Origin of the sequence: Pseudarthrobacter sp. NamE5, from assembly GCF_005796225.1 — a bacterium.
GTDB lineage: Bacteria > Actinomycetota > Actinomycetes > Actinomycetales > Micrococcaceae > Arthrobacter.
Window position 1 is genome coordinate 51,946 of record NZ_VAHO01000010.1, and the last position, 24,261, is coordinate 76,206.

General features: G+C 65.3%; 22 protein-coding genes and 2 pseudogenes. 13 read left to right on the forward strand and 11 right to left on the reverse strand.

Features of this window, described 5'->3' with window-relative positions; genetic code table 11:
• The first annotated feature begins 59 nt into the window (after positions 1-59).
• Complete coding sequence (locus FDW84_RS12920; RefSeq protein WP_138609940.1) at positions 60-980, forward strand: diacylglycerol/lipid kinase family protein; 921 nt, start codon at positions 60-62, stop codon at positions 978-980.
• Here the strand turns inward: FDW84_RS12920 and FDW84_RS12925 are convergent.
• From FDW84_RS12925 to FDW84_RS19755, 6 genes and pseudogenes are all read right to left on the reverse strand, one after another.
• Positions 964-1,710 (reverse strand): maleate cis-trans isomerase family protein, encoded by a 747-nt coding sequence (locus FDW84_RS12925; RefSeq protein WP_138609941.1) that lies wholly within the window; start codon positions 1,708-1,710, stop codon positions 964-966. The two genes, FDW84_RS12920 and FDW84_RS12925, sit on opposite strands and share 17 nt — an antisense overlap.
• 8 nt (positions 1,711-1,718) lie before the next feature.
• A complete protein-coding gene (locus tag FDW84_RS12930; RefSeq protein ID WP_138609942.1) occupies positions 1,719-3,146 on the reverse strand; it encodes an amidohydrolase family protein in 1,428 nt (475 codons plus the stop codon).
• A gap of 33 nt (positions 3,147-3,179) precedes the next feature.
• A complete protein-coding gene (locus FDW84_RS12935; protein ID WP_138609943.1) occupies positions 3,180-3,980 on the reverse strand; it encodes an aspartate/glutamate racemase family protein in 801 nt (266 codons plus the stop codon).
• A complete protein-coding gene (locus FDW84_RS12940) occupies positions 3,980-4,660 on the reverse strand; it encodes a GntR family transcriptional regulator (protein ID WP_138609944.1) in 681 nt (226 codons plus the stop codon). The genes FDW84_RS12935 and FDW84_RS12940 overlap by 1 nt, the downstream gene beginning before the upstream one ends.
• Before the next feature lie 79 nt (positions 4,661-4,739).
• The gene (locus FDW84_RS12945; RefSeq protein ID WP_138609945.1) at positions 4,740-6,092 is read right to left on the reverse strand and encodes an MFS transporter; all 1,353 of its coding nucleotides are present in this window, start codon (positions 6,090-6,092) and stop codon (positions 4,740-4,742) included.
• 298 nt (positions 6,093-6,390) lie between these two features.
• A pseudogene (locus FDW84_RS19755) lies at positions 6,391-6,797 on the reverse strand (amino acid-binding protein); the annotation flags it as partial.
• Positions 6,798-6,958: 161 nt separating this feature from the next.
• On the opposite strand from FDW84_RS19755, the pseudogene FDW84_RS12955 reads away from it, so the two are divergent.
• Positions 6,959-8,022, forward strand: a pseudogene (locus FDW84_RS12955) (FUSC family protein).
• An 82-nt stretch (positions 8,023-8,104) separates the two neighbouring features.
• Here the strand turns inward: FDW84_RS12955 and FDW84_RS12960 are convergent.
• On the reverse strand, positions 8,105-8,656 hold the full coding sequence (locus tag FDW84_RS12960; protein ID WP_138609946.1) for a TetR/AcrR family transcriptional regulator: 552 nt from the start codon (positions 8,654-8,656) through the stop codon (positions 8,105-8,107).
• Positions 8,657-8,727: 71 nt separating this feature from the next.
• Between FDW84_RS12960 and FDW84_RS12965 the strand changes: the two genes are divergently transcribed.
• Positions 8,728-9,783 carry an FAD-dependent monooxygenase gene (locus tag FDW84_RS12965; RefSeq protein ID WP_138609947.1) on the forward strand — a complete coding sequence of 352 codons (1,056 nt, stop codon included), beginning with the start codon at positions 8,728-8,730 and terminating at the stop codon, positions 9,781-9,783.
• A 188-nt stretch (positions 9,784-9,971) separates the two neighbouring features.
• Here the strand turns inward: FDW84_RS12965 and FDW84_RS12970 are convergent, their stop codons facing one another.
• A complete protein-coding gene (locus FDW84_RS12970) occupies positions 9,972-10,475 on the reverse strand; it encodes a GNAT family N-acetyltransferase (protein WP_138609948.1) in 504 nt (167 codons plus the stop codon).
• Between the two features lie 153 nt (positions 10,476-10,628).
• Between FDW84_RS12970 and FDW84_RS12975 the strand changes: the two genes are divergently transcribed.
• The 3 genes from FDW84_RS12975 to FDW84_RS12985 all read left to right on the forward strand — a co-directional run bounded on the left by FDW84_RS12975 (position 10,629) and on the right by FDW84_RS12985 (position 12,459).
• Complete coding sequence (locus tag FDW84_RS12975; RefSeq protein ID WP_138609949.1) at positions 10,629-11,138, forward strand: MarR family winged helix-turn-helix transcriptional regulator; 510 nt, start codon at positions 10,629-10,631, stop codon at positions 11,136-11,138.
• A gap of 194 nt (positions 11,139-11,332) precedes the next feature.
• On the forward strand, positions 11,333-11,536 hold the full coding sequence (locus FDW84_RS12980; protein ID WP_138609950.1) for a hypothetical protein: 204 nt from the start codon (positions 11,333-11,335) through the stop codon (positions 11,534-11,536).
• A complete protein-coding gene (locus FDW84_RS12985; protein WP_138609951.1) occupies positions 11,533-12,459 on the forward strand; it encodes a serine/threonine-protein kinase in 927 nt (308 codons plus the stop codon). The genes FDW84_RS12980 and FDW84_RS12985 overlap by 4 nt, the downstream gene beginning before the upstream one ends.
• Here FDW84_RS12985 and FDW84_RS12990 read toward each other — a convergent pair.
• Together FDW84_RS12990 and purB are read right to left on the reverse strand one after the other, a co-directional pair.
• Positions 12,456-13,133: a histidine phosphatase family protein gene (locus FDW84_RS12990; protein WP_138609952.1), complete on the reverse strand. Its 678-nt coding sequence runs from the start codon at positions 13,131-13,133 to the stop codon at positions 12,456-12,458. The two genes, FDW84_RS12985 and FDW84_RS12990, sit on opposite strands and share 4 nt — an antisense overlap.
• A 110-nt stretch (positions 13,134-13,243) precedes the next feature.
• Positions 13,244-14,686, reverse strand: coding sequence for an adenylosuccinate lyase (purB, locus tag FDW84_RS12995; RefSeq protein WP_138609953.1), 1,443 nt, complete (start codon positions 14,684-14,686; stop codon positions 13,244-13,246).
• A 183-nt stretch (positions 14,687-14,869) separates the two neighbouring features.
• Here purB and FDW84_RS13000 point away from each other — a divergent pair, with 183 nt between their 5' ends.
• Positions 14,870-15,172 carry a hypothetical protein gene (locus tag FDW84_RS13000; RefSeq protein ID WP_138609954.1) on the forward strand — a complete coding sequence of 101 codons (303 nt, stop codon included), beginning with the start codon at positions 14,870-14,872 and terminating at the stop codon, positions 15,170-15,172.
• Positions 15,172-16,545 (forward strand): alpha/beta hydrolase, encoded by a 1,374-nt coding sequence (locus tag FDW84_RS13005; protein ID WP_138609955.1) that lies wholly within the window; start codon positions 15,172-15,174, stop codon positions 16,543-16,545. The genes FDW84_RS13000 and FDW84_RS13005 overlap by 1 nt, the downstream gene beginning before the upstream one ends.
• A 101-nt stretch (positions 16,546-16,646) precedes the next feature.
• On the opposite strand, the gene FDW84_RS13010 is transcribed toward FDW84_RS13005, so the two are convergent.
• A complete protein-coding gene (locus FDW84_RS13010) occupies positions 16,647-17,072 on the reverse strand; it encodes a phage holin family protein (RefSeq protein ID WP_138609956.1) in 426 nt (141 codons plus the stop codon).
• A gap of 255 nt (positions 17,073-17,327) precedes the next feature.
• Between FDW84_RS13010 and FDW84_RS13015 the strand changes: the two genes are divergently transcribed.
• The 5 genes from FDW84_RS13015 (at position 17,328) to FDW84_RS13035 (ending at position 24,255) form a co-directional block, all read left to right on the forward strand.
• Positions 17,328-18,698, forward strand: a complete 1,371-nt coding sequence (locus FDW84_RS13015; protein WP_138609957.1) for a pectate lyase family protein — start codon at positions 17,328-17,330, stop codon at positions 18,696-18,698.
• Positions 18,698-20,611 carry a pectinesterase family protein gene (locus FDW84_RS13020; RefSeq protein WP_138609958.1) on the forward strand — a complete coding sequence of 638 codons (1,914 nt, stop codon included), beginning with the start codon at positions 18,698-18,700 and terminating at the stop codon, positions 20,609-20,611. The genes FDW84_RS13015 and FDW84_RS13020 overlap by 1 nt, the downstream gene beginning before the upstream one ends.
• A gap of 144 nt (positions 20,612-20,755) precedes the next feature.
• Positions 20,756-21,874: a histidinol-phosphate transaminase gene (locus FDW84_RS13025; RefSeq protein WP_138609959.1), complete on the forward strand. Its 1,119-nt coding sequence runs from the start codon at positions 20,756-20,758 to the stop codon at positions 21,872-21,874.
• Positions 21,875-22,024: 150 nt separating this feature from the next.
• The gene (gene pdhA, locus FDW84_RS13030) at positions 22,025-23,275 is read left to right on the forward strand and encodes a pyruvate dehydrogenase (acetyl-transferring) E1 component subunit alpha (RefSeq protein ID WP_138609960.1); all 1,251 of its coding nucleotides are present in this window, start codon (positions 22,025-22,027) and stop codon (positions 23,273-23,275) included.
• Positions 23,275-24,255 (forward strand): alpha-ketoacid dehydrogenase subunit beta, encoded by a 981-nt coding sequence (locus FDW84_RS13035; RefSeq protein WP_138609961.1) that lies wholly within the window; start codon positions 23,275-23,277, stop codon positions 24,253-24,255. Before pdhA ends, FDW84_RS13035 begins: the two co-directional genes overlap by 1 nt.
• Positions 24,256-24,261: the final 6 nt, after the last annotated feature.

Sequence of the window (24,261 nt, forward strand, 5' to 3'; positions counted from 1 at the left end):
CCCGCGGCAGGCTAGTCTTTTTTCAAAAGCAGCCTTTCTATCCGCCACTGAAGGACGCCATGACTGCCAACAGCTTTACTGCCCCCCAGCGCGCAGCCATCATCATCAATCCGGCCAAGACGGTGGACATCGACGTGAAGGAGCTTGCAGCCCGTCACGCCGCTGAAAACGGGTGGGGTGAGACGCTGTGGTTCGAGACGACGCTCGAGGATCCTGGCGTCGGCCAGGCCAAGGAAGCTCTGGCCCAGGGAGCCGACATCGTCATCGCCGGCGGCGGTGACGGCACGGTCCGCTGCGTGGCTGAGGTGCTGGCCGGGGGCGATGTCCCGATGGGCCTGCTGCCGCTGGGCACCGGAAATCTGCTGGCCCGCAACCTCGGCATGGACATCACGGACTTCGACGCCGCCATGGCCGGAGCCCTGGCAGGGACCGAGCGGAAGATCGACGTGGTCCGTGCACGCCGGAGCGATCCGGACCTGGAGCAGCTGTTCCTGGTCATGGCCGGGGTGGGGTACGACGCCACGATCATGGCCGACACCAATCAAGAGCTGAAGCACAAAGTTGGCTGGCTGGCCTACGTGGACGCCGGCATCCGCAACCTGCCGGGCAAACCGGTCAAGGCCACTGTGGTGATCGATGGCAGGAGGGCCGTGCAGCGCGGGGTCCGCAGCGTGATGGTGGGGAACTGCGGCAAGGTGCAGGGCGGCCTGGAGATCTTCCCCGAGGCCAAGATGGACGACGGCCTGCTGGATGTGGCCGTCCTGGCCCCTCACCACGGAAGGCTTGGCTGGCTCTCCGTGCTTGCCGGGATGATCGGCAAGGGCCGGGGCAAGGACACCGCCGTCGAGTTCTTCCAGGGCAAGACCGTGGAGATCATCCTGGAGCACAAGGACGACTACCAGCTGGACGGGGACCACGAGGGCCAGGGCAAGCACGTCCTGATGACCCTGGACCCCTCGGCGCTTACCCTGCGGATGTAGCTTTCTGCGCCAGCAGCCGGCCCCACTGCCCGTCCAGCAGCGGGGCGCCGGCCAACTTCAGGGAATGCCACAGCGTCACTGCCACCGAATCCAGCACCGGAACTCCGGTGCTTTCCTCGATCTCGGCCGTGATGTTGGCACCGTAGAGGTTGGTGCAGAGGTAAACCAGGGCGTCCGGGGCCAGGGCAACCAGTTCGCGGGATCCCGGCCGCATTTCGTCGTCGGTCACCCGGGCAAAGGACTCGTTGTCACTGAGGCCCAGGGCCCGGTGGTCAACCGTCTTGATCCCTTCCCGCTCATAAGACGCAATCACCTGATGGTTGACGTCCTCGGTGTACGGCGTGAACAGGCCGACCCGCTCGGTGCCGAAAGCCCGGAAGGCCGCAAGGTAGGCCAAGGTGGAAGTGGTGGCGGGGATTCCGGTGGCACCGGTGATCTCCCGGACCAGGTCCTGGTCATGCTCCGCTCCCAGCCAGGAGCCGGAGGTGCCGTTCCAAGCGATGACATCGACATCCGCGGTAGCCAGCAGCCGGGCGGCCTCGCGCATGGCCGCCGGATCGAATTGCCGGTCCGAGGAATCGTCCAAGGCGATCCTGGTGACGGGAATGCGGGTGAAATGGACGGTCACGTCCGTCCTGTCACCCAGAATCCGGTAAGTCTGGGGTTCCAGGCAGGTGTTGGAGGACGGGACGATCATGCCGATCCGGGTAGGACGGGTTGCTGATGGCATCGGTGCTCCTAAAGGGCTGCGGCGCGGGCCGCACCGGTGGGAAGGGTGGACTGGTGGTCACGGAAGCCGTTGCGGGCCACAAAGCGACCGGCAGCGCCCGGATCGTGGAAGCCCTGGCCGTCAAGCACCACCCGGCCAGAGGAGACGACGACGGCGGGCCAGCCGGTCAAGGCCTTTCCGTCAAAGGGTGAGAAGTCAGTTCCCATGTGCAGGGCGGCGCCGTCCACAATGCGCTCCTCGGCAGGATCGAAAATGACCAGGTCGGCGTCGTAACCTTCGGCGATGCACCCCTTGCCGGGAATGGCATTGATCCGCGCCGGGCCTGCCGAGAACGCCTCCACGAAGTCCTCAACGCTGGCGCCGGCGGAGGACATGGCAGTGAAGGTGACGGGCATCCTTGTTTCCACCCCGGGCAGGCCGTGCGGCATGGCCCGGACGTCATCAGTGCGCTCGCGTTTCTGGGACAGGTCATAGCAGGAGTGGTCGGAGGACATGGCGTGGATCGCGCCTGACGCCAGCCGGTCCTTTAGCGCGGCCACAGTTTCCGCATCACGCATGGGCGGGCAGCAGGCGAACCACTCCGGGAACTTCGAGCCGTAGACGGAATCATCCAGGGTGACATAGTGCGGGCAGGTTTCCGAGTAGGCGTCCAGCCCCCGTTCCCGGGCCTCGGTGACCAAATCCACGGCGCCCGGGGTCGACTGGTGGACAAAGTAGACCGGAGCGCCGGTGTATTCGGCCATGGCCAGTGTGTCCTTGACCGAGACCTCCTCAGCCAGTCCGGGCCGGGTACGGTGCAGGTGTTCGATGCCGATCCGGCCGTCCTGGGCGTGCTGCTCGGTGCAGTCGGTGATGATGGGGTCGTGTTCCGCGTGGATGTAGGTCAGCCCGTCCAGCCGGACCATCTCGCGCATGACCTTGAGGATGGTGTCCCCGTCCGCCATGGTGGTGCCACGGTTGGTGGTGTACATCTTCACGGAGCGCACGCCTTCGGCGGCAAGCTGCTCGAGCTGCCACGGCACTGTTTCGTCCCAGCTGATCACGGCTCCGTGGAGGGCAACATCGCACCTGGATTGCGCGGCCAGTTCCTTTTTGTGCAGGACGGCGACGAGCGGAGTTTCTTGGGCATCACGGGGAATGCCGAAGTCGATGATGGTGGTGGTGCCGCCCCACAGGGCTGCGATGGAGGTGGTGCGGTAATCGTCCAGGGTGCGAAAGCGGCCGGTCACCTGGGCAACATGGCAGTGGCCGTCCACGCCGCCGGGAACCACCAGCCGGCCCTCGGCGTCGATAGTCCGGGCGGCGGGGGGAGCGGCTTCCGAGGTGTCGACGAGTCCGGCGATCAGGCCGTCCTGGACCACGATGTGGGCATTCTGGCGGCCGAAGCTGTTAACCACGGTGGCGTTGGCAATGACAAGGTCTGGCTGGCGGGACATCGGTGTCCTCCTTCTGAAGTGAAGCTTGCTGGTCTAGGCCGAGGGAGCTGTGGCTGCGCCGGCGTATGTGGCGCTCGCCTGTGCGGCGGTAAGGGCGGCGTCGAGGTTTTCACTGAGACCTTGGCGGCCTTTGACGGGTGGCGCAGCAAAGGCGCCTGCGCGGTGCAATCCGGACTGCAGCCCCACCACAGCCTCGGCCATTCGGATGCCGGCGGAGATGCCGTCCACCACCGGCACGGGGATCTGTCCGGTGACTTCCCGGGCCAGCCCTGCGAGCGGCGCTCCTGCCAGGATGACGACGTCGGCTCCGTCCTCCGCCACGGCCTCCCGGCTGAGTGCCAGGAGGGTTTCCCTGAAGTCCTGCTGGACGGAGCCGATGCTGTTAAGGGACTCGTTGATGGACCTGATTGAGGCAAGCCTTCCGGCCAGGCCGAACCGCTCCACGCAGTCGCGGTACCAGGGCTTGATGCGGTCCGAGATGGCAATGATGGAGAACCGGTGGCCCAGCACGGCGGCGGCGCAGAGTGCGGCCTCGGTGATGCCGACGACGGGAACTTCCGCCAGTTCTTTCAGTGCCGGCATGCCTGGGTCGCCGAAGGCTGCCACCACTACCCCGTCTACGGGCTCCGCGCCGTGGCGGGTGTACTCGGCAATAAGTTCTGCCACGGCCCCGGCTGCGATGAGTGATTCGAAACGGGTCTCGATGTACTCCACGCCGTGGGCCGCGGTGCGGACCACCAGTTCCGTCCCGGGACCTGCGGAGCGGAGGGCCTCGGATTCAATCAGGGCGGTGACATCGTCGCTGATGTTGGGGTTAATGACCAGGAGTCGCATTATTTCTTCCGGTGGAGTTGGGGTTCAGTTTTCTGGAAGTCTTCCGGGAACTGCTCGCGGTATTTGCCGATGTGGGAAGCCGACTGTGCCGCTGCACGGTCTGGGTCGCCACTGGCGATTGCGGCATACAGTTCGCGGTGTTCCCGGATGAGCTCCGGCAGGTCGCTGACGTGGCGGAACAGCCAGTGCATGCGGCCCTGCAGTGGTTCCAGGGCTGACTTCAAAAAGTTGTTGTCAGCGATGCGGGTGATGGCATCGTGGAATTCGCTGTTGGCCCGGTGCGCCTCCATAACGGCGCCCTTGGTGAGGAAGGTTTCGGCGCTGTCCAGGAGGCCCTCCAGGTAGGCAAGGTCCTTTTTGGTGGCCCGTTTCGAGGCAAGCCTGCAGGCCAGTACCTCAAGTGACTGGCGGACATCGAAGAGGTCCTCCACGTCCTTGGGGCTAAGCGTGCTCACTTCGGCGCCGCGTGCCCCGCGGTCACTGATGAGCCCCTCCTGGCGGAGCATGCGCAGGGCTTCCCGGACCGGTAGCCTGGAGACGGAGAATTCCGCAGCCAGGTCGCGTTCCACCAGCCGCGTGCCGGGAGCGTAGTGTCCTTCGAAGATCCGGGTGCGGAGCGTGTCCCGGACAGTTTCCCGGAGGGGGCGTTCCTTGTCCTGGGTTTCTTCTGCGGTCAGCATGGTGCTCCATTCGGATACTTGGTGTGACACGGATCCCGGCAGCGGGGGCGCGGATTGCATGTTGCCTTGGATGGCTAGCTTAGACAGGTAGCCGCTTGTTGTAGTTCAGCGTCAGGACGGAGGCGCCCATCACCACTGCGGAGCCCACGAAGTACAGCAAGGCCCAGGTGTAGGAGCCCGTTGCGCCCACAATGAGTCCGACGGCAATGGGGGTGACGAACCCTGAGATGTTGCCGCTGAAGTTCATGGCACCGCCCAGCACTCCCGCGTTGGTGCGTCCACCCAGGATGGAGGGGATGCTCCAGAACAGGCCAACCCAGCGCAGGAAGAACATGACCAGCGAGAGCAGCACTACTGCGGTGGTGGGGTCCGGGACCACCGTGACACCCACGAGCCCGCCCACCACCACTGCACTCGAAATGCCCAGGAGGGTACGCATGACGCGGTTGGCCGAGGCGCCGGAGGCGCGCCATTTGTCGGCGATTGTGCCGCCAATGATTTCACCCACGAAGCCTGCCCCGAAGATCACGAACGTTGACCAGCCTATGGTTTTCAGGTCGAAGCCCTTGGCCTGGGCCAGGTAGAGCGGGCCCCAGGTCAGCAGGCCGTAGAACACGCCGTTGAATCCCAGCCAACCGAAGCACATGGCCCAGAAGGAACGGAATTTGAGGTAGGGGAGCAGCGCCCGCTTGCCGTGGCTGCCATCGAGCCTGGCTTCGGCGTCCTCGGCCGCATGAGACGCTTCGATGTAGGCAGCCTCGGCCTCGTTGACGCCGCGGTGTTCCCGTGGGTTGTCGCGAACGTACCACCAGACAGCCAGGCCCATCAGGACGGTGGCGGCGCCGGCGATGACAAAGGCCATGCGCCAACTGCCGGTGGAGGCAATCAGGCCTGCGATGATGATGCCGCCGAGCCCGGCGCCAAGGGGAGCGCCGGCGTCAAGGATGGTGGCACCGCGGCCGCGCTCGGACTTGTGCATCCAGATGGCGTTGAGCTTTCCGCCCGCCGGCATCACGCCGGCCTCGGTGACGCCGATGCCCATGCGGGCGATGAACATGCTGAGGAAGCCGCCGGCCATGCCGGAGGCGGCCGTGGCTGCACCCCAGCCCACGCATGACGCGGTCATGACCTTGCGGGGTCCGAACCTGTCGATCAGCCAGCCGACCGGGATCTGCATGAGTGCATACGTCCAGAAGAAGGCAGAGAGGAGGAGGCCCACCAGTTCGGGGGCAAGATTGAACTCCTGCTGGATGATGGGGAGGGCCACCGAAATGGATCCGCGGTCGATGTAATTGACGGCAACCAGCACCAGCAGCAGGAGGAACAGTTTCCAGCGGACCGCGGTGCGCCGTTGCACGCCGTCCTTCCGGGACGTTTCGTCGGTGGAGGTGCCTTTAGCTGACGCCGTTGTTTCGGTTTTTGGGATGGACACAGCTTCTCCTTCACGGGGAAGTTTACGGATAGGGGGAATTGCCAAGGGGTGGGCGGCCCGGCCTGCAGGGGCACGGACCGCGGGAATGAAAGAAGGGGCATGCAGCCAGCGATCCGGAGCGCCGGATATGCAAGTTTGGGATCCCAATTTGGGATCCCAAAATCAAAGGTAGGAGTGACACACGCCACTGTCAAGGCTTTTCGCTGTTCCGGCCGTGCAGCCCACCTAAATTCGAATTGTGACTGCCCCTTCCCAACCAGGTAGCAGTAGATGTCGTTATTCGGGCTGAAAACGACATTCACTGCGACCTTGTTGGGCAGGGCACCGCCAGCCTGTGCGCCAGGATCTCGGCGAGCTCGGCCAGCCGGTGTGCGCGCTGATTCCGCAGGGGTGAACGGTTCGCCGGGGCGGGCAAAGGTGATGGGGCCGTGCCATGCGGTGGGAATCTTCGGGCGGGTGCCGCCGTTGTCCGCCTCCATCGAAGCCTCGCCGGGAGCCAGGATCCGCGCCTGTGGTGGGCCAGACGTGCGGACTGGTGCCGCCGCCGTCGTGCAGGGCATCGAGAAGCCCGCGCTCGCCAACGTCGCCCGGGGCCGAAAGGACGAGCTCGTCCAGCACCCCGCCTGCTACCGGATGGACATGGATGCTCAGGATGTTGATCTCAGTACGGGCCAGGCCCGGGTGGCCGCGTTCGGTGCGGCGCGCTTCTTGGCTCAAGCATCAGCCGGAGCTGTTTCGGCAGTATTGCGTGCCGGTTCCATTCACGGGGACGTCAAGGCAGGCTTCGGAAGCCTGCAACGTAGGATTTAGCAGGAACGTCAGCGCGGCCGCCCGCCAGAAGTCCCCCCGCCCCAGGAAGGCGTCCCGTGAAGATGCTCGCTGAGATGTTCAGTATGGCCCCGGCCAACCTGGACCACCATCCGGCCCTGAGGTGCGCGGTGGGTGTGTTCGTGCCGCTCTTTACCCTTGTGCTGCTGGGCCGGCTGGACCTCGCCATCTTCGCGTCCTTCGGCGCATTCACGGGAATCTACGGCCGCGGCGAAACGCACGGCGTCCGCTTCGCACTGCAGCTGCGGGCCGGCCTGCTGATGCTGCTGGTCATCTTCCTCGCCACGCTCGCCGCCCGCGCCGGCTCCGCCTCGGGGCTGGACGCACCCGGCAGCACCTGCATCCTGGTCTTGGCCACCACGCTCGTGGCGGGCGGCTGTTCGGTGGCCATTTCGTGGTTGCGCCTGCGGCCGGCGGGATCCCTGTTCCATATCTTCGCCTTTGCGGCCATCGCCTCCATTCCCAACCAGCCCCCGTTGTGGGAGGCCATGCTGGTAGCCGTCCTCACCACGGGCTTCAGTCTCCTGGTCGGGTTCTCCTCACGGGTGCTTCCCGGCCGCCGGACACCATGGTCCGGCCCCTGCAGATCCGGCGCACCCCGGCGGAAAAGCGAGCCGCGTGGCTTGAGGGCGCCGGCTATTTGATGGCCGCCGGGCTGGCAGGGGCCCTGGCTACGTGGGCGGGGGAGTTGCTGGGATTCGGCCACAACTACTGGGCCATGGTGGCGGCCGTGGTGCCCCTGGTAGGCCATACCACGCGGCACCGCGTCCACCGCGGCATGCAGAGGATCGTCGGCACCATCCTTGGTTTGGTGGTCATGGCGGGGATCCTGCTGCTGGACCTGCAGCCCTGGCAAACCGTGCTGGTCATGGCGCTGTGCCAGTTCGGCGCCGAGCTGTTCATCATCAGGCAGTACCTGTTAGCCCAAGTCTTCGTTACGCCCCTGGCGTTGATCTCCACGCTCCTCGTGGTCCCGTCTTCTCACGGAATCCTGCTCCGGGACCGCATCATTGAGACGGTGATCGGGGCCGCCGTCGGCATCGCGGTGGTGCTGGCACCTGAGGCATGGCGCCGTTTCCGAGCGCGTACGACGCCGGCCTGATCAGCCAACGCACCTATACGGTCCAGCGAATGCGACGCCGCCCGCGCACGCCAGCTGGGCGAGCTGAACTGACGGCGGGTGGTCAGGAGGCAGGATCAGGGCCCAGCAGCCGCCGGACTGCCGCGGCGATGGCTGCTGTGTCAGGCTGCTCGTCCCGCCTTACGGTGAGCAGGTGGAGCATCAGGCCGTCGCCGTAGTCCGCAACGTCCCGTGCCCGTGCAGCTGCGTCCGGCATGCCCATGGCGGCCAGGGTATGCTCCAGGCCGCCCACCAGCAGGTGATGGCCGGCAGTCACAGCCTCCGGCCGGTCCAGCGAAAGCGCCATCCGGGCCCGGGTGATGCCTGCGTGCTTCCCGGCCAGAACGAGTACCATCGCGGCCAGCTGACCTGACAGCTCCGCGATGTCTGCCGGCGGGCCGGCAGGAGCGGTGTTCCGGAGGAGTTCGGCGTCCAGTTCCAGCAGGCGGTCCAGCACCGCATCCACGAGGGCGGTGCGGTTCCGGTAGTAGTTCGACGTCGTCCCCTCGGCGAAGCCGGCCGCGGCGTCGACCGCCCGGTGGGTCAGGCCCTTCATCCCCTTGCCTGCCACCAGGCCCAGGGCGGCATCCAGCAGTTGGGCTCGGCGGTCGGGCATGCAGCCAGTCTAGTGACCAGTTCTCCTGCACTCTCATTCCATTCCACTACAAAAGTAGTAAAATCGATCCCATGACGAAGATTTCAATCGTCGGTGGGGGAATTGCAGGACTTGCCCTGGCCGCCTGCCTGGATCCGAACCGCTTCGAGGTGACCGTCATCGAGAAGCGGCCTGAACTGCCCGCCGTCGGAAATGCGCTGGGAATGTGGCCGCACGCTCAACGGGCGCTGGAGCGGATCGGCATCCTCGATGAGGCGCGTGCTGTCAGCCCGGTGCTCGGCACCGGAGCGGTCCGCAACGCCAAGGGTGATCCCTGGATAAGCGTCCACGCCGGCGAGATGTTCGGCATCTCCCGGGTTGACTTGATGCGCCTGCTGGACGCCGCTGTGCCACAGAGCGTCCGGCGGGTTACGGTCCGCGCACGCGAACTGCCCTCCGGCGGGGGATTGGTGGTTGGCGCTGATGGCGTCCACAGCGTTGTCCGCCGTGAGGCCTGGGGCGCCGCCACAGCTGCCCGCCTAACCCCATACCTTGCCATCCGCGGGATTCTTCCCTTCCCTGTCAGCCAGGACGAAGTGGGAGAGTACTGGGGGCGCGGCGACCTGTTCGGCATGGCGGCTGCCCGGGGCGGGTCGTTCTGGTACGCCAGCTACCGGTCCGGGCTTGGGCCCTACGGCATTGATGAAGCGTCGGTCCTGGAACAGGCCCGGGAGCGCTACGGAGGCTATGCGCCCGCCGTCCGTCGGGCTCTGGCCGCAGCCACTCCCGGGGAGTGCCTGGTCCAGCGGCTGTGGACGGTTCCGCGGCTCGGCTCCTATGTCCGCGGCCGCGTTGTGCTCGTCGGCGATGCCGCCCACGCCATGTTGCCAAGCTTGGGCCGTGGCGCCTGTGAGTCGTTGGTGGACGCAGTGACGCTGGCCGACCTCCTTAACATGCTGCCCGAAGACCAGGCCCTATGGGCCTATGACCGGCAGCGGCGCTGGCGGACGCGGGCCCTGAGTTTGGCGTCCTCGGCCATGCTGCAAGTCTCCATGACAGAGCACGCCCAGCCCCTCCGTGACCGCCTGCTCAACCTGACCCGACGGCGGAACACGCCCGCCGCCGTCGGGAGCGGTACTGCTGCCTGAGCAGTGCCGCAGTCAGCGAACCGGGGCAGATGGCAGCTTGCTGTCCTCGCCCGATGCGGAAGCGCCGGCAGGCGGGGGAACGGCGGCGGTAGATGTTGGCCACGGGGTTGGTAATGTCCTGCTTCTGCAACTCAGAGGACTTGGACACCGAGAGGTACGTCCCCGGGTTTCCACTGTGACGGGGGCACCTACGCCATGGCGGTGTGGGCGGCGCTGCGGGCATTGATGCTTTTGGCGTAGCAGTAGGAGTTCCTAACCCCGATGTAGGGCCCGAAGTTCGGTACCGCCTCAAAGCCGGAGTTCTGGTAAAAGTTCCGTCCGTCCGGCTGGGCCGATCCTGCCTCCGCCTTGATCCGCGTGATGCCCTGCTTGAAGGCTTCGGCCTCCAGGGCGGCCAGGATCGAACTCGCCACGCCTGAACCGCGGGTGTACGGAAGGACGTACAGCCGCTTGATTTCAGCGGTGGTGGCGTCAATCATCCGCAGGCCGCCGCATCCCACGGGCTGGCCCGATCCCTTGTCATAGGCCACGAGGAACACCGCGCAGTCAGCGCCCGACGGCGGCGGGCCGGGTTCGTGGTTCGGCGTTCCGAAACGGGCGTCAAGTTCGGCCTGTTGGGCCCGGCGCAGATCCGCGCCAACAGGGTGGGACCAGGGCACTTGCCGGATGTTCAGCCGCGGGTTGGTCTGCATTCTGCCTCGATTCGCCGAAGGGTTATGCAGACTTAGGCTAGGAGGAAGCGGTTACGCCGGTGTTTCCAGCCGGTTAGGACCTCGATAACCTCAAGGAGTGGCTTTTGCCAACTCACTTGGCTGTCTAGTTATTAGCTGGTCTAGGATGATCCCATGGGTTCTACGGGTAATGAAGGCTCCGGCTATTGGTACGGGCCGGACGGTCAACTGGATTACAGTGCTGCGGTACTGAAATCCCTGCGCGACTACCGGACTGCCGAAACGGCGGTGCGGCGTTCCACCCGTGACTCCATGGGCATGGGTGAGACGGATATCCTCGCCCTCCGCTATCTTTTGCGGGTCGAGGCGTCCGGCAAGGCGGTGGTACCCAAGGACATAAGCCAATTCTTGGGGATTACAAGCGCTTCCACAACCTCGCTCATTGACCGCCTGGTGGCCAGCGGCCACGTCCGGCGTGAGGCCCATCCAACTGACCGCCGCTCCGTGGTGGTAGTGCCCACTGTTGAGTCCGACCGGGAGGTCCGTGTCACGCTGGGTTCCATGCATCGGCAGATGATGGCAGTGGCCGAGTCCCTCACCGCGGATGAAGCCCGGGTCGTCATCGAGTTCCTTGAGCGGATGACGGAAGCGCTTCAGCATGGCCATCATGAAAAAAGTAACTAGCCGGACTAGCTAGACGCACTAGCAATATGTATGCTTACGATTAATCCCGTAATTTCCTGACCTTCGGAGTCGTGAGCATGTTGATGACCTTCACTGAGCTTTTTCCTTCCGGGTCGCCGGAGTGTGCCACTTTCAACAGCCCCCGGCGCGCCACCGGCACCGTTAGCAGCCCGGCTGTCCACTGCGGAACAACCATGGAACTGGTTACTCCCGCTGTTGGCCCTGCCGCCGTCGATTACACCTTCGGGCCCGAGGAAACCACCGTTCAGCTTCCGCCTGTATGGCGCTGCGGATGCGGCTTCCAGCTCGACGCCTGGATTCAGTCCCCCTACGCTCACGGGCCGCAGGGTGGAGCGGCTGAGCAGGGCGCCCGACATTTCATGGCGCTCTCCGCATGACCTCGTCCAACCCCGCGACCCTGCAAGGGCCTGCCGACCTCACTCAGCCCAAGACCGTCGTGGCCGGCCGGTACCAGCTTAGGGACCGCCTGGGCCGCGGCTCACTTGCCGAGGTTTTCCGCGCCGTGGACCTCGATGGGGGACCGGATGTGGCGGTCAAAGTGGCTGTGGGTGACTCCGCGAAGCACTTTAGCCGGATCAGCAAGGAAGCCGCGGTCCTGGCGGCCCTGCAGCACCCTTCCATCGTCAGGTTCATCGGCCATGGGGTTGTGCCGGGCGGTACGGCGCTCGCAGGACGTCCCTTCCTGGTGGAGGAGATGGCCCTTGGGGGAACCCTCTCCGAGGCCGTCCGCACCACCGCGTACCGGCCCGCCGTTGTGGCAGCCTGGGCCCAGGGGCTCTTTGACGCGCTGGCCCACCTTCACAGGCAGGGGCTGGTCCATCGCGACATCAAGCCGGCCAACCTGATGCTGAGCGGCCTGCGCCGGAGCCCTGTGCGCATTATTGATTTCGGCATTGTGGCCCCTGCCGGTGCAGCTCCAGAGCCCGGAATCTCGTCCGGGACGGTGCACTACATGAGTCCGGAACAGGCATCTGGGGGACCTGCACGTCCGTCCTGGGACGTGTATGCCATGGGTTTGGTCCTCCTGGAACTCCTCACCGGAACCAAGGCGTTCCCCGGCACGGCGATAGAGTCACTCGTGGCCCGGACCCTGCGGAGCCCGCACGTTCCGGACTCCCTGGGGCCGGGCTGGTGTTCCTTCCTCCACTCATTGACGGCGATGGACAGCGCAGCGCGCCCGACGGCGGCGGAGGCCGCGGGCATGGCCGCGCAGCTTGTCCCCGCAGCGGCAGAAGAGGCGTTCAGTCCCTGCCGTAAGATGGCAGTTTTTCCGGCGCGCAGGATCCGGCAGCTTATTTAAGCCCCTTTGACGTCCCTGCCGGTAGGGTCTTCCGCCGTTGGATCGGCAAGAGCGAGCCCGCCCACGGGGCTCCCATCCCAGTGAATCAGTTTCCACCCGCTGTCCGGATCGCCTTCCAAGGCCACGATTCCGGTGTTCGCCAGCACATGCCGCGCGGCGAATTCATGGTCAGCGTCCTCAGCGCGGCGTCCGGCCCAGGTACGGATGGCCGCACCGTGGCTGACCACCGCGGCCGCCTCGTGTGGCCCGTCAAGCGCACGGTCCACAACCCGGCGGATCGCAGCGTCAAAGCGTTCAAAAAAGGTATGCCCGTCCGGACCTGCCGGCATTCTTTGGTCAAGGTCCCCGGCGGCCCAGGAAAAAACCGTTCCCATGTACCGCTTGTGGGCTTCGTGGTCGATCAATTTTTCCAGCGCCCCGGCCTCGATCTCGTGCAGGCCATCAAGCACCTCCACCTCCAGCCCGTGCACGCGGGCAAGCGGCGCCGCCGTGATTTGAGTCCTGATCAGCGTGGACGCATACAGGGCACCGATGGGCTCTTCGGCAAGCGACCGGGCCATGGCCTCTGCCTGCCGTTCACCCAGCTCCGTTAGCCCCGGCCCCGGATGCGCCGTATCCAGCTGGCCGAGCACGTTACCGGGGGTCTGTCCGTGGCGGATGAGCAGCAACTTCATGCTTCCAGTTTCCCACCCCATGGACCGGGGGTGGCCCCGGGAAAGACGAAGGCGCCGGACCCACCCGGGCCCGGCGCCGCCGTCGTAATTTCCTTGCTGTACCGCGCGGACTACTTGAGGTGGTCCACCAGCTGGTCCGCGATGCCCGTGTACTTGCCAGGTGTCAGCGCGAGCAGCCGTGCCTCGGCCTCGGGCGAAAGGCCGAGGCTCTGCACGAACTCCTGCATGCGGGCCGCATCGACGCGCTGGCCGCGGGTGAGGTCCTTGAGGCGTTCGTAGGGATTTTCCATGCCTTCGACGCCGGCGATCGCCTCGGCGCGCATGACCATCTGGATCGCTTCGCCCAGCACCTCCCAGTTGGTGTCCAGGTCTCCGGCCAGGACGTCCTCCGCAACGTCAAGGCGCTCCAGGCCCTTGGAGACGTTGGAAATCGCCAGCAGTGAGTGGCCGAAGGCCACCCCGATGTTGCGCTGGCTGGAGGAGTCCGTGAGGTCCCGCTGCCAACGGGAGGTGACGAGGGTGGCGCCCAGGGTGTCCAGCAAGCCGTTGGAGATCTCCAGGTTTGCCTCCGCGTTCTCGAAGCGGATCGGGTTGACCTTGTGCGGCATGGTGGAGGAGCCGGTGGCGCCGGCAACAGGGATCTGCGCGAAGTAGCCGATGGATATGTAGCTCCAGATGTCCGTGCAGACGTTGTGCAGGATGCGGTTGAACCGGGCGACGTCGGCGTACAGCTCCGCTTGCCAGTCGTGGCTCTCGATCTGGGTGGTCAGGGGGTTCCAGGTCAGTCCCAGCCCTTCCACGAAGGACTTGGACACCTGCTGCCAGTCGGCGCCGGGAACGGAAGCAACGTGTGCGGCATAGGTGCCGGTGGCTCCGTTGATCTTGCCCAGGTACTCGGTCTTATCGATCCGGTCCAGCTGGCGGGTCAGGCGGTGCGCGATCACCGCAAGCTCTTTGCCGAGCGTGGTGGGTGTGGCGGGCTGGCCGTGTGTGCGGGACAGCATGGGGACTGCCCGGTTTTCGCTGGCCATCGTGCTGATTTGGGCCACCAGGCTGCGTGCTGCGGGCAGCCACACGTCCTCCACAGCACCCTTGATGCCCAGCGCGTAGGACAGGTTGTTGATGTCTTCGGACGTGCAGCCGAAGTGCACCATGGCGGTGAGGTTTTCGATGCCGATCGCAGGAAGGCGGCGGCCAATGTAGTACTCAACGGCTTTGACGTCGTGGACTGTGACGGCCTCGATGTCGGCCAGCTCGGCCACTGAACCGGCGTCGAATTCGGTGACGACTGCGCGCAGCTGGTCCTGCTGCTCCTGCGTCAGCCTACCGGCGCCCGGGAGCACATTGTTGCTGGTCAGGTGGATGAGCCATTCAACTTCCACTGCCACCCGGTCCCGGTTGAGCGCAGCTTCGGACAGGTAATCCACCAGGGGCGCCACGGCGGACTGGTAACGGCCGTCCAGGGGTCCCAGCGCGATTTTATCCGGGGACGCGGCGAGGGCCAAACGTCCTGAGGGCGTACGGGTGTCAGCTGTGGCGGCAGTTTCAGGCATGTGCTGATTCTTTCACGAACTCCACCGCGCCCTTAAGCGGCAACCCTTCAGGTTACTTGTCCACATAGCCGACGGCGGTCCTTCAGCCCAGGGAGGCCCCTCCGTACCGTCGTGGAAAGGGTATGCGGCAGCAGGGAAGGGAAGGGGTGCAGTGGGAACGGTGAAGGCGGGGTGGAAGCGGCCATGAGCGTCGAGCTTGCAGGCCCGGATCTGCGCAGCGACATGCTGCGCGCCGCCCAGGTGGACCGGCTGGCCGCTCGGGTCGCCGGCTGCATGGCCAGTGCAGAGGAGGTCTTGGCAGGCTTCACAGAGATACAGCTGCTTCGGTGGGAATCACCGGCTGGGCGGGCCTATCGGGACGCTGTGTCACTGCAGGCTGCCGCCCTTCAGCGCTGCCTTGAATCGCTGGGCGCAGCAAGGCTTGCCGTGGAACGGCACAGCCAGGAAACCCTGGCGGCCGGGTGCTCCTACAATGGCATGTCCTGATGGCCGAGGTTACGCCGTCAGGCAGCGGAGGTTCGCTGAGGCTCTCGGGCCCGGCACAGGATGGTCCGCTCATGGTCCGGGGTGGCGTGGGCGGCATCAGCTTTCAGCTGGAAGAGCTGACGGGCGGCGCAGAAAAGCTGGACCAGCTGGCAGGAAAACTCTCAACTGTTGAGGTCGAGGTCCGCCGGATCTGGGAGGACCTGATTCCTTTCCACGACCTCCCCAGGTGGACCGGATCGGTTGCTCTGGGCGCGGTGGGCGAGTCGGAGCGGAACCTCAGGGCGGTGCGGACAGAGCTGGAGGGGATCAGTGGCAGGGTCCGGGCCTGCAGGCAGGAGTATGAGAGGGCCGAATTTCTGGCCGGCGCCGCCAGGTCCATGGGGCTGGTCAGTCTTGAGGATATCCGCAACTCCTGGTCCAACTTGATGATCACCGGCCGCCCGGACGAGAAGTTTGCGGAAACTCTGGTTGCCCGGTTGGGCATGGAAGCGTCGGATATCAAACGGTTGACACAGCAGGAGCGCTGGGGTTCGAAAGGGCCGGACAAGGCGGGAGTGCCCGCGCCATGTCCCCTCGTACTGCGCCGCGAGGAAACGGTACGTGTTGACCTGGATGCCTCCCCTGCCGGGCTGTTGGAGCGCATCCGGCGGATAGATGCACGCGGTGCGGGTTTCATCGAGGTCATCGAGGTACACAACGGGGCGGACAACGCGTTTGTTGTCGTCATCCCGGGTACGCAGCCTGCCCTCCTCGGTGCGGGCGGGGAGAACCCCTTTGACGAGGCCGGCATAGCGGAAGCAATGTTCAACGGGTCAAGGGAATTGACTCCGGCTGTCCTGCAGGCACTCCGGGAAGCCGGCGCGGAGCAGGGGGACCCCGTGGTGGCAGTGGGTTACAGCCAGGGCGGCATCCATGCTGTGAACCTGGCTGCGGACCCGCGACTGCTGTCCGAGTATGACCTGCGGTACGTTCTGACGGCAGGTTCGCCGGTGGCCGGGGTCGACCCGGCCCCGGGAGTCCAGCTGCTGCACCTGGAGCATCGGGCGGACTGGGTGCCCGGCGGTGACGGTGCGCCCAATCCCGAGACCAGGGACCGGATAACAGTCTCCACCACCAACACGCTGAAGACCGTGGAGGGGGAGGGAGGGCTTGGAATGGGCCACGGGCTCGCCAACTACCAGGACGCCGCACGGCGGGTGTCAGCCAGCGATGATCCATCCCTGGTTGCCTCCACCGGGGCGCTGGCCGCCGTGTTGGGAGCAGGCGGCACCGCGACGGCTACGAGGTTTTCCCTGGCCCGGACACATCCTGCCGCCCCGGTCCCCGCGCAACCTGATCCCCGCAGGCTCGAGCGGGGACATGCGGGGCGGTAGGGAGTCCGGCGTCGGGCGAGGGGCGGTTTGGTTGGGGTGCCGGTAAGGAAGTGCTGCTAGGGAAGCGCCGATAGGACGGGCGGCTGGGCCTTGAAGCGCAGCTACCGGCGGACTCCGGTGAGCCGGCCGGCCACCAGCGAGATCAGGGTGATGATGATGGCCCCGAGTACCGCCGTCCAGAAGAAGGAATCGATGGAAAAGCGCACCGGAGTGAACGTGCTGATCCACGCCGTCAGGTACAGCATGGCGGCGCTGATGACGATCGTGAAGAGACCCAGTGTGAGAATCGTGATCGGCAGTGAGAGGAGGCTGACCAAGGGGCGGATAAAGGCATTGACCAACCCGAAGATCAGGCCGATGAACAGATAGGCCAGAATGCTCCCTGCCACATCTGTTCCCTGCGAGACACCGCTCCGTGCAACCGCATCTGTTGTTGCCGCAGTGGAGATCTCCAGGCCTGGCAGGATCCAGCTGGCAATCCACAGGGCCAGTCCATTGATGAGGACCCGGCCAATGAATAAGCGCATGGGCCTATGTTTGCACACCCATTTGGGCCGCGCGGCAGGACAGTTGGCCAGCAGGATTTTTCGGCGCCCGTGCCGGGCTAAGCAGCTGATGAAGGCACCGTCACGGCAGCGTGACAGCCAGCGCGGTGGAAATGTCAAAGATCAACAAAACCCTTGACAGCCGGAAAGCGGTTTCTCATAGTAGAGAAATCGCTTTCTTATGTGTCGTGCTGACGGCACCGAAGCGTGGTTCATTCCAATGGAGGAAGAGAGATCATGCGTCACCCAAAGCCATCAACGTCGGTATCCATCGCAGCGGCGGTTGCGCTGCTGCTCGCGGCACCCGCCCCATCGTTCGCGTCACCGCCACCTCAGGCCGATCCGACAGCCCAGACGGTCCGCCAGCCGCTCGAACGCCAGGTGCTGCCCGCCAACGACGGCTGGGCAGCCGCCGGGCCGGGAACCACCGGCGGAGCGGGCGCAACTGATGATCGTGTTTACGACGTTTCAAACCGGAGCGAACTGCTGGCAGCTTTTGCCAGCGCAGGCTCAGAGCCGAAAATCATCCGGATCCACGGCGACATCCAGGCCAACGTCGGCGCAGATGACGCTCCCCTCAGCTGTGAGGACTACGCCAGCGGTACCGGATATTCCCTGGCACAGTACCTGCACGATTTCGATCCCACCCGTTATGGGACAGCCAAGGAGCCTGAGGGCCCCCAGGAAACTGCCCGGCGGCTGGCGGCTGCAAAGCAGGCTTCCACCATCCGCTGGGACATCCCCAGCAACACCACCATCGTGGGGGCCGGCCCGGACAGCAGCATTACGGGAGCAGCCCTGCGGATCAACCGGGCGCAGAACGTGATTTTCCGGAACCTGACCGTGCGCGACGCAGCCGACTGCTTCCCGTCCTGGGACCCCACGGACGGCGCCACCGGCAACTGGAACAGCGAGTACGATCTGCTGCAGATCATCAACGGCTCCACCAACGTCTGGGTGGACCACTCACACTTCACTGATGCCCCCAACCTGGACAGCGCACAGCCCAGCTACTTCGGCCGGCCCTACCAGGTCCATGACGGCGCCGTCGACGTCACGAACGGCTCCGACCTGGTCACCTTGTCCTACAACCGCTTCTCTGAGCACGACAAACTGCTCCTGATCGGATCCACCGATTCCACCAACCGGGGTGACGTCGGCAAACTGCGGGTGACCATCCACCACAACGTGTTCGAGAACGTGGGGCAGCGGGCACCCCGGGTGCGCTACGGCCAGGTGGACGTCTACAACAACCACTTCAAGACCGCTGCCGGCTCAGAGGTGCCTTACGGCTACACCTTCGGCGCCGGCGTGGAATCACACCTGCACGCGGAGGCAAACGCCTTCACGATCCCTGCCGAGATCCCGGTGTCATCGCTGATCGCCCATTTCAAGGGCAAGGTCATCACCACCACCGCGAACGCGGTCAACGGCAAGATTACGGATCTCAGGGCGGAGTACAACGCAGTTGCTCCCGCTGACCGGCAATTGGCCCCGGACAACACCTGGACCCCCGCGCTGCGGACCCACGTGAACGCCGCCCAGGCCGTTCCCGCCCTCCTGGCGGACGCCGTCGGACCCATCTTTACGGCTGGGGGACACCGCTGATGCGCCGTTTCACACCCAGCCGCCGTTCACTCCTGGCGGCGGTGGCCGCCGGTGCAGTCACAGCCGCTGCTGGACTCGCGGGCCCGGGAGCGGCTGCTTCGCACGCGACGGCCCGTCCCGTTGTTGCCCCACGCCCGGGCCGTCCCAAGCCGGTGATATTCGTCGTGGGCGATTCGACATCCTCCGCCTACCAGCACTCGGAACGTCCCCGCGCCGGCTGGGGGCAGGCACTGCCGCTGCTGCTGGGGCCACAGGCCGCTGTGTTCGACTACGCCTGGTCCGGCGCCTCTTCCAAGAGCTTTGCCGACGCCGGCCTGTTGGATGAGGTGCTGGACATGCTGCAGCCCGGCGATTACCTGCTCATCTCCTTTGGGCACAATGATGAGAAAGTCCAGGATCCGGCAAGGGGCACCGATCCGCAGACCACCTTCAAGGAGTATCTGCAGAAGTACATCGGCGGTGCTGCAGAGCGCGGTGCGCGGCCCGTGCTGGTGACGCCTGTGGAGCGCCGCCGGTTCAGCGCCCTGGGTGTTGCCCAGGATTCCCACGGCGCTTACCCGCAAGCGGTCCGTGAGCTGGCGGCAGCCACGGGAACACCGCTGGTGGATCTCACCGTATTGTCGAAGGACCTCTGGCAACAGCTTGGTGCGGAAGGAACCAAATCCCACTTTCTCTACGCAGCGCCGGGCCAGTATCCGCAGTACCCGGAAGGGGTTGCCGACAACACCCATTTCCAGGCCGAAGGTGCCCTGGCAGTCGCGCGGCTGGTGGCCCGCGAACTGCAGGCCCACCAGACAGTGCCGCCGGGGTACTTCCAGTTCCTAGATGCAGGGCTGGACGCGCTCAACGGGATTCACTGGCCCAGCGAACGGCCGGTGGACAAGCCCCTGGTCCTGGAAGTCGGGTCAGGCTCGGCATTCGCTACGGTTCAGGCGGCAGTGGATGCCGTGCCGGCCGGGAGCACCCGGCGCACCCAGATACGCATAGCCCCCGGAACCTACCGGGGAACCATCAGGGTGCCGGCAAACAAGCCGAGAATCTCCTTTATCGGGCTGGGTGAAAAACCCGAGGACGTCGTGCTGGTCTACAACAACGCCTCGGGTACAGCCAAGCCGGACGGCACCGGAACCTTCGGCACGGGCGGAAGTGCCAGCGTAAGGATTGACGGGCCGGATTTCATGGCCTCCAACCTCACTTTCAGCAATGACTTCGACGAGGCTGCGAACCAGGATATGAGGAACCGGCAGGCGGTGGCTCTCTTCCTCGCCGGGGACCGCGCCGTCCTGCGCAACGTCCGCTGCCTCGGCAACCAGGACACCCTGCTGATCGACTCCCCGGCCCGCGGGGTGCAGTCACGCTTCTTCTTCCGTGACTGCTACGTGGAGGGGGATGTGGATTTCATCTTCGGCCGGGGAACGGCAGTCTTTTCCGGCTGCGAGATCAGGTCCCTGGACCGCGGCTCGGCCACGAACAACGGCTACGTCTCGGCCGGCAGCCTGAACGTCCAGATCAAACACGGCTACCTGTTCACACGTTGCCGGTTCGTCTCGGCTGCCGCGGCCGGCTCCGTGCACCTGGGCCGTCCCTGGCACCCCAGCGGCGATGTTGACGCCATTGCCCAGGTGCTGGTCCGGGACTCCTGGCTGGGTGCCCACATCTCCGGCGCTCCCTGGACTGACATGAGCGGCTTCTCCTGGCAGGAGGCGCGCTTCCATGAGTTCAACAACAACGGTCCGGGATCCCGCATCACCGCCACCCGGCCGCAGCTCGACCCCGCCCTCGCTGGGGAGTTCACGCTGGAGGAATACCTGCGTGGCACGGACGGCTGGGCTCCGCAGCTGGCGGGTACCAGGGCAGACAGCACCCAGGAGATGGCGGGGACGGCCGTGGCGGCAGGAACAGTCACCCGCTGACCTGTGCTGAAGTTGGGGCGGCCTGCCGGACGCGTCCTGTCCACTTTTGTGCCGGACAGGACGTGCCGGCAGCCCCAATCCCCGCGGAGCACCCCCTGAACGCCCCTTCTTCCCTCCCACGGCGGGAGAAGTAGGCTGGTTTGCATGACCTCATCTGAGACCGTGACGGGGGGTATCCAGCCCCGCCCTGTGGTGGCCCGTTTACCGCGCTATGCTGCCGGCAGGCCGCCCGCCGCCGTTGCCGGCCTGACCAGTTACAAGCTGTCTTCCAATGAGAACCCGCTGCCTCCGCTTCCGGCAGTTGTCGAGGCCATTGCCCAGCAGACCGATTTCAACCGCTATCCGGACCCGCTCAGCAGCGGGCTCCGCGCCGAGCTGTCAGGATTCCTGGGTGTTCCCGCGGACGACATCGTCACCGGGGCAGGCAGTCTGGGTGCGCTGAACCAGCTCCTGGCAACCTTCGCCGGGCGGAACGACGACGGCACGGCCGACGAGGTGATCTACGCCTGGCGCTCCTTTGAGGCCTACCCCATCAGCGTTGGCCTCGCCGGTGCCGACAGCGTGCGGATACCCGTCACCGCCGATGGGCGGCATGACCTCCCGGCGATGGCCGCCGCCGTAACTCCACGTACCAGGATGATCCTCCTCTGCACCCCCAACAATCCCACCGGCCCGGTCCTCCGAACAGCCGAAACCGAGGAGTTCATCAGGGTCGTGCCGCCGCATGTGGTGGTGGTGATCGACGAGGCCTACCAGGAGTTCGTGCGGGCGGAAGGCGCAGTGGACGGCATTGCCATGTACCGGAAGTATCCCAACGTGGTGGTGCTCCGGACCTTCTCCAAGGCACACGGCCTCGCCGGTCTCCGGGTGGGCTACAGCGTGTCCAATCCTGGGCTCACGCAACATCTCCGGGTTGCCGCAACGCCGTTTGCCGTGTCCCAGATCGCCGAAAAGGCCGCAACCGTTTCGCTGCAGAACTACCCCCAGGTTGTAGAAAGAGTACAAAGACTGGTGGAGGAGCGCGATCGCGTTGTGGCGGGGCTGCACAGCCTTGGGTGGGCCGTTCCCGATGCCCAGGGAAACTTCGTGTGGCTGGACCTGGGTGCCGAGAGTGCCGATTTTGCAGCGCTGGCAGGGGCCAGGGGACTGTCGGTCAGGGCGTTCCCCGGCGAAGGCGTCAGGGTGAGCATTGGCGAGGAACAGGCGAATACCAGATTCCTCCAGCTGTGTGTGGACTATACAAGGGCGCCGCGGCGTTCCTAGCGGTTAACAAGTAGCTCGCCCGCTACCTACTGAAGATAAAGTTAGGATCAGTACAGCAATATATATGCCGCGCCGGGAATTCATTCCTCTTAAGGCATATATCCCAGCGACATTTGCACTGCATCCGCATGCGGCAAGCAAGGAGACGGTATGGGTACACATCTGCCTTCCACCGAGTTCGACGGAACAGCGGAAGACGACCAGCGCGAGGCTGATGCCGAGGCGGTCATGGGCCAGCCTCCGGCGGAGATGGTCCAACTCCTGGGTCCGGACGGAAAGCTCGGTTTTGATCCCGTTTTCACCGAATACGCTGAGAAACTTACGCCGGAAGCGCTCCGCGGCTTGTATTCGGATATGGCGGCAATCCGTCGGTTCGATGTCGAAGCCACGGCCCTGCAGCGCCAGGGCCAGCTCGCGCTCTGGGTGCCGCTGACCGGCCAGGAAGCTGCGCAGATCGGCTCGGGCCGCGCAAGCCAGCCACAGGACTACATCTTCCCCACCTATCGCGAGCACGGTGTCGCATTGACCCGCAACGTGGACCTCGCGGAACTCCTCCGCCAGTTCCGCGGAGTGTCGAACGGGGGCTGGAACCCCCAGGAAACCAACTTCCACCTTTACACCCTGGTCCTCGCTGCCCAAACGCTCCACGCGGTGGGTTACGCCATGGGGATCCAGCGCGACCAGAAGCTGTCAGCCGCGGAAAAGCCCGGGCAAGGGCAAGGCAAGGAGAGCGCAGGCAAGGAAGCCGCCGTCATCGCATACTTCGGTGACGGCGCCAGCTCCGAGGGCGACGTCCACGAGTCCATGGTGTTCGCCTCGTCCTACAACGCCCCGGTGGTGTTCTTCTGCCAGAACAACCACTGGGCCATTTCGGTGCCCACCAACGTCCAGACCCGTGTACCGCTGTCCAATCGGGCCAAGGGGTACGGCTTCCCCGGCATCCGCGTTGACGGGAACGATGTCATTGCTGTGCATGCCGTTACGGAATGGGCGCTGGAACACGCCCGCCAGGGCAAGGGCCCGGTCCTGATCGAGGCCTTCACCTACCGCGTTGGCGCGCACACCACCGCAGACGATCCCACCAAGTACCGCCGGTCAGCGGAAGAGGACGCCTGGCGGGCCAAGGACCCGCTGCTGCGCCTTGAGAAGTACCTGCGCTCCGAAGGCCTGGCGGACGACGCGTTCTTCGCGAAGGTGAAGTCCGACGGCGATGAACTCGCCGCTTACGTCCGGCGCACCACGCACGACCTCGAAACCCCGGACATCCGCTCCGCCTTCGCCAACACCTACGCCGAAGCGCACCCGCTGGTTGCGGAGGAACTGGCATGGTTTGAGGAGTACACCGCAGGATTTGCCGGGGCCGAAGAGCCGGCCGGCCAGGCAGCAAAGGCGGGCCACTGATGACCACGATGACCATTGCGAAGGCCATTAATGAAGGCCTTCGTGCCACGCTCAGCGGCAATCCCAAATCCCTCCTGATGGGGGAGGACATCGGCCCGCTGGGGGGCGTGTACCGGGTGACGGACGGACTGATCGGCGAGTTCGGTCCGGACAGGGTGGTGGACACGCCGCTGGCGGAATCGGGGATCATCGGCACCGCCATTGGCCTGGCGCTGCGTGGGTACCGGCCGGTCTGCGAAATCCAGTTCGACGGGTTTGTCTTCCCCGGCTTCAACCAGATCACCACGCAGCTGGCCAAAATGCACGCCCGCAGCAACGGCAACCTGACGGTCCCGGTGGTCATCCGCATCCCCTACGGTGGCGGCATCGGCTCGGTGGAGCACCACTCGGAATCTCCTGAAGCACTCTTCGCACATACCGCCGGGCTCCGTATCATCACCCCGTCCAACGCCCACGACGCCTACTGGATGGTGCAGCAGGCCGTGGACTGCCTGGACCCCGTGATCATCTTCGAACCCAAGCGCCGCTACTGGCTTAAGGGTGAAGTGGATGTCACTGCACCGGGCGTTGCCGATGACCCTTTCAAGGCCCATGTGCTCCGCAGCGGAACCGACGCTACCGTTTTGGCGTACGGTCCGCTGGTTCCCGTTGCCCTCGCGGCCGCCAACGCCGCGGAAGAGGATGGGCACAGCGTGGAAGTCATTGACCTGCGGTCCATCTCGCCGCTGGACTTTGACACGGTCACAGCATCGGTGCAGAAGACGGGGCGGCTGATCGTGGCCCACGAGGCACCGACATTTGGCGGCATCGGCGGCGAGATCGCTGCACGGATCAGCGAACGCGCCTTCCATTCCCTCGAAGCGCCGGTGATCCGCGTGGGCGGATTCCACATGCCCTACCCCGTGGCCAAGGTGGAGGAAGACTACCTCCCGGATATTGACCGCATCCTTGAGGCGCTGGACCGCTCGCTTTCCTACTGAGGCTTT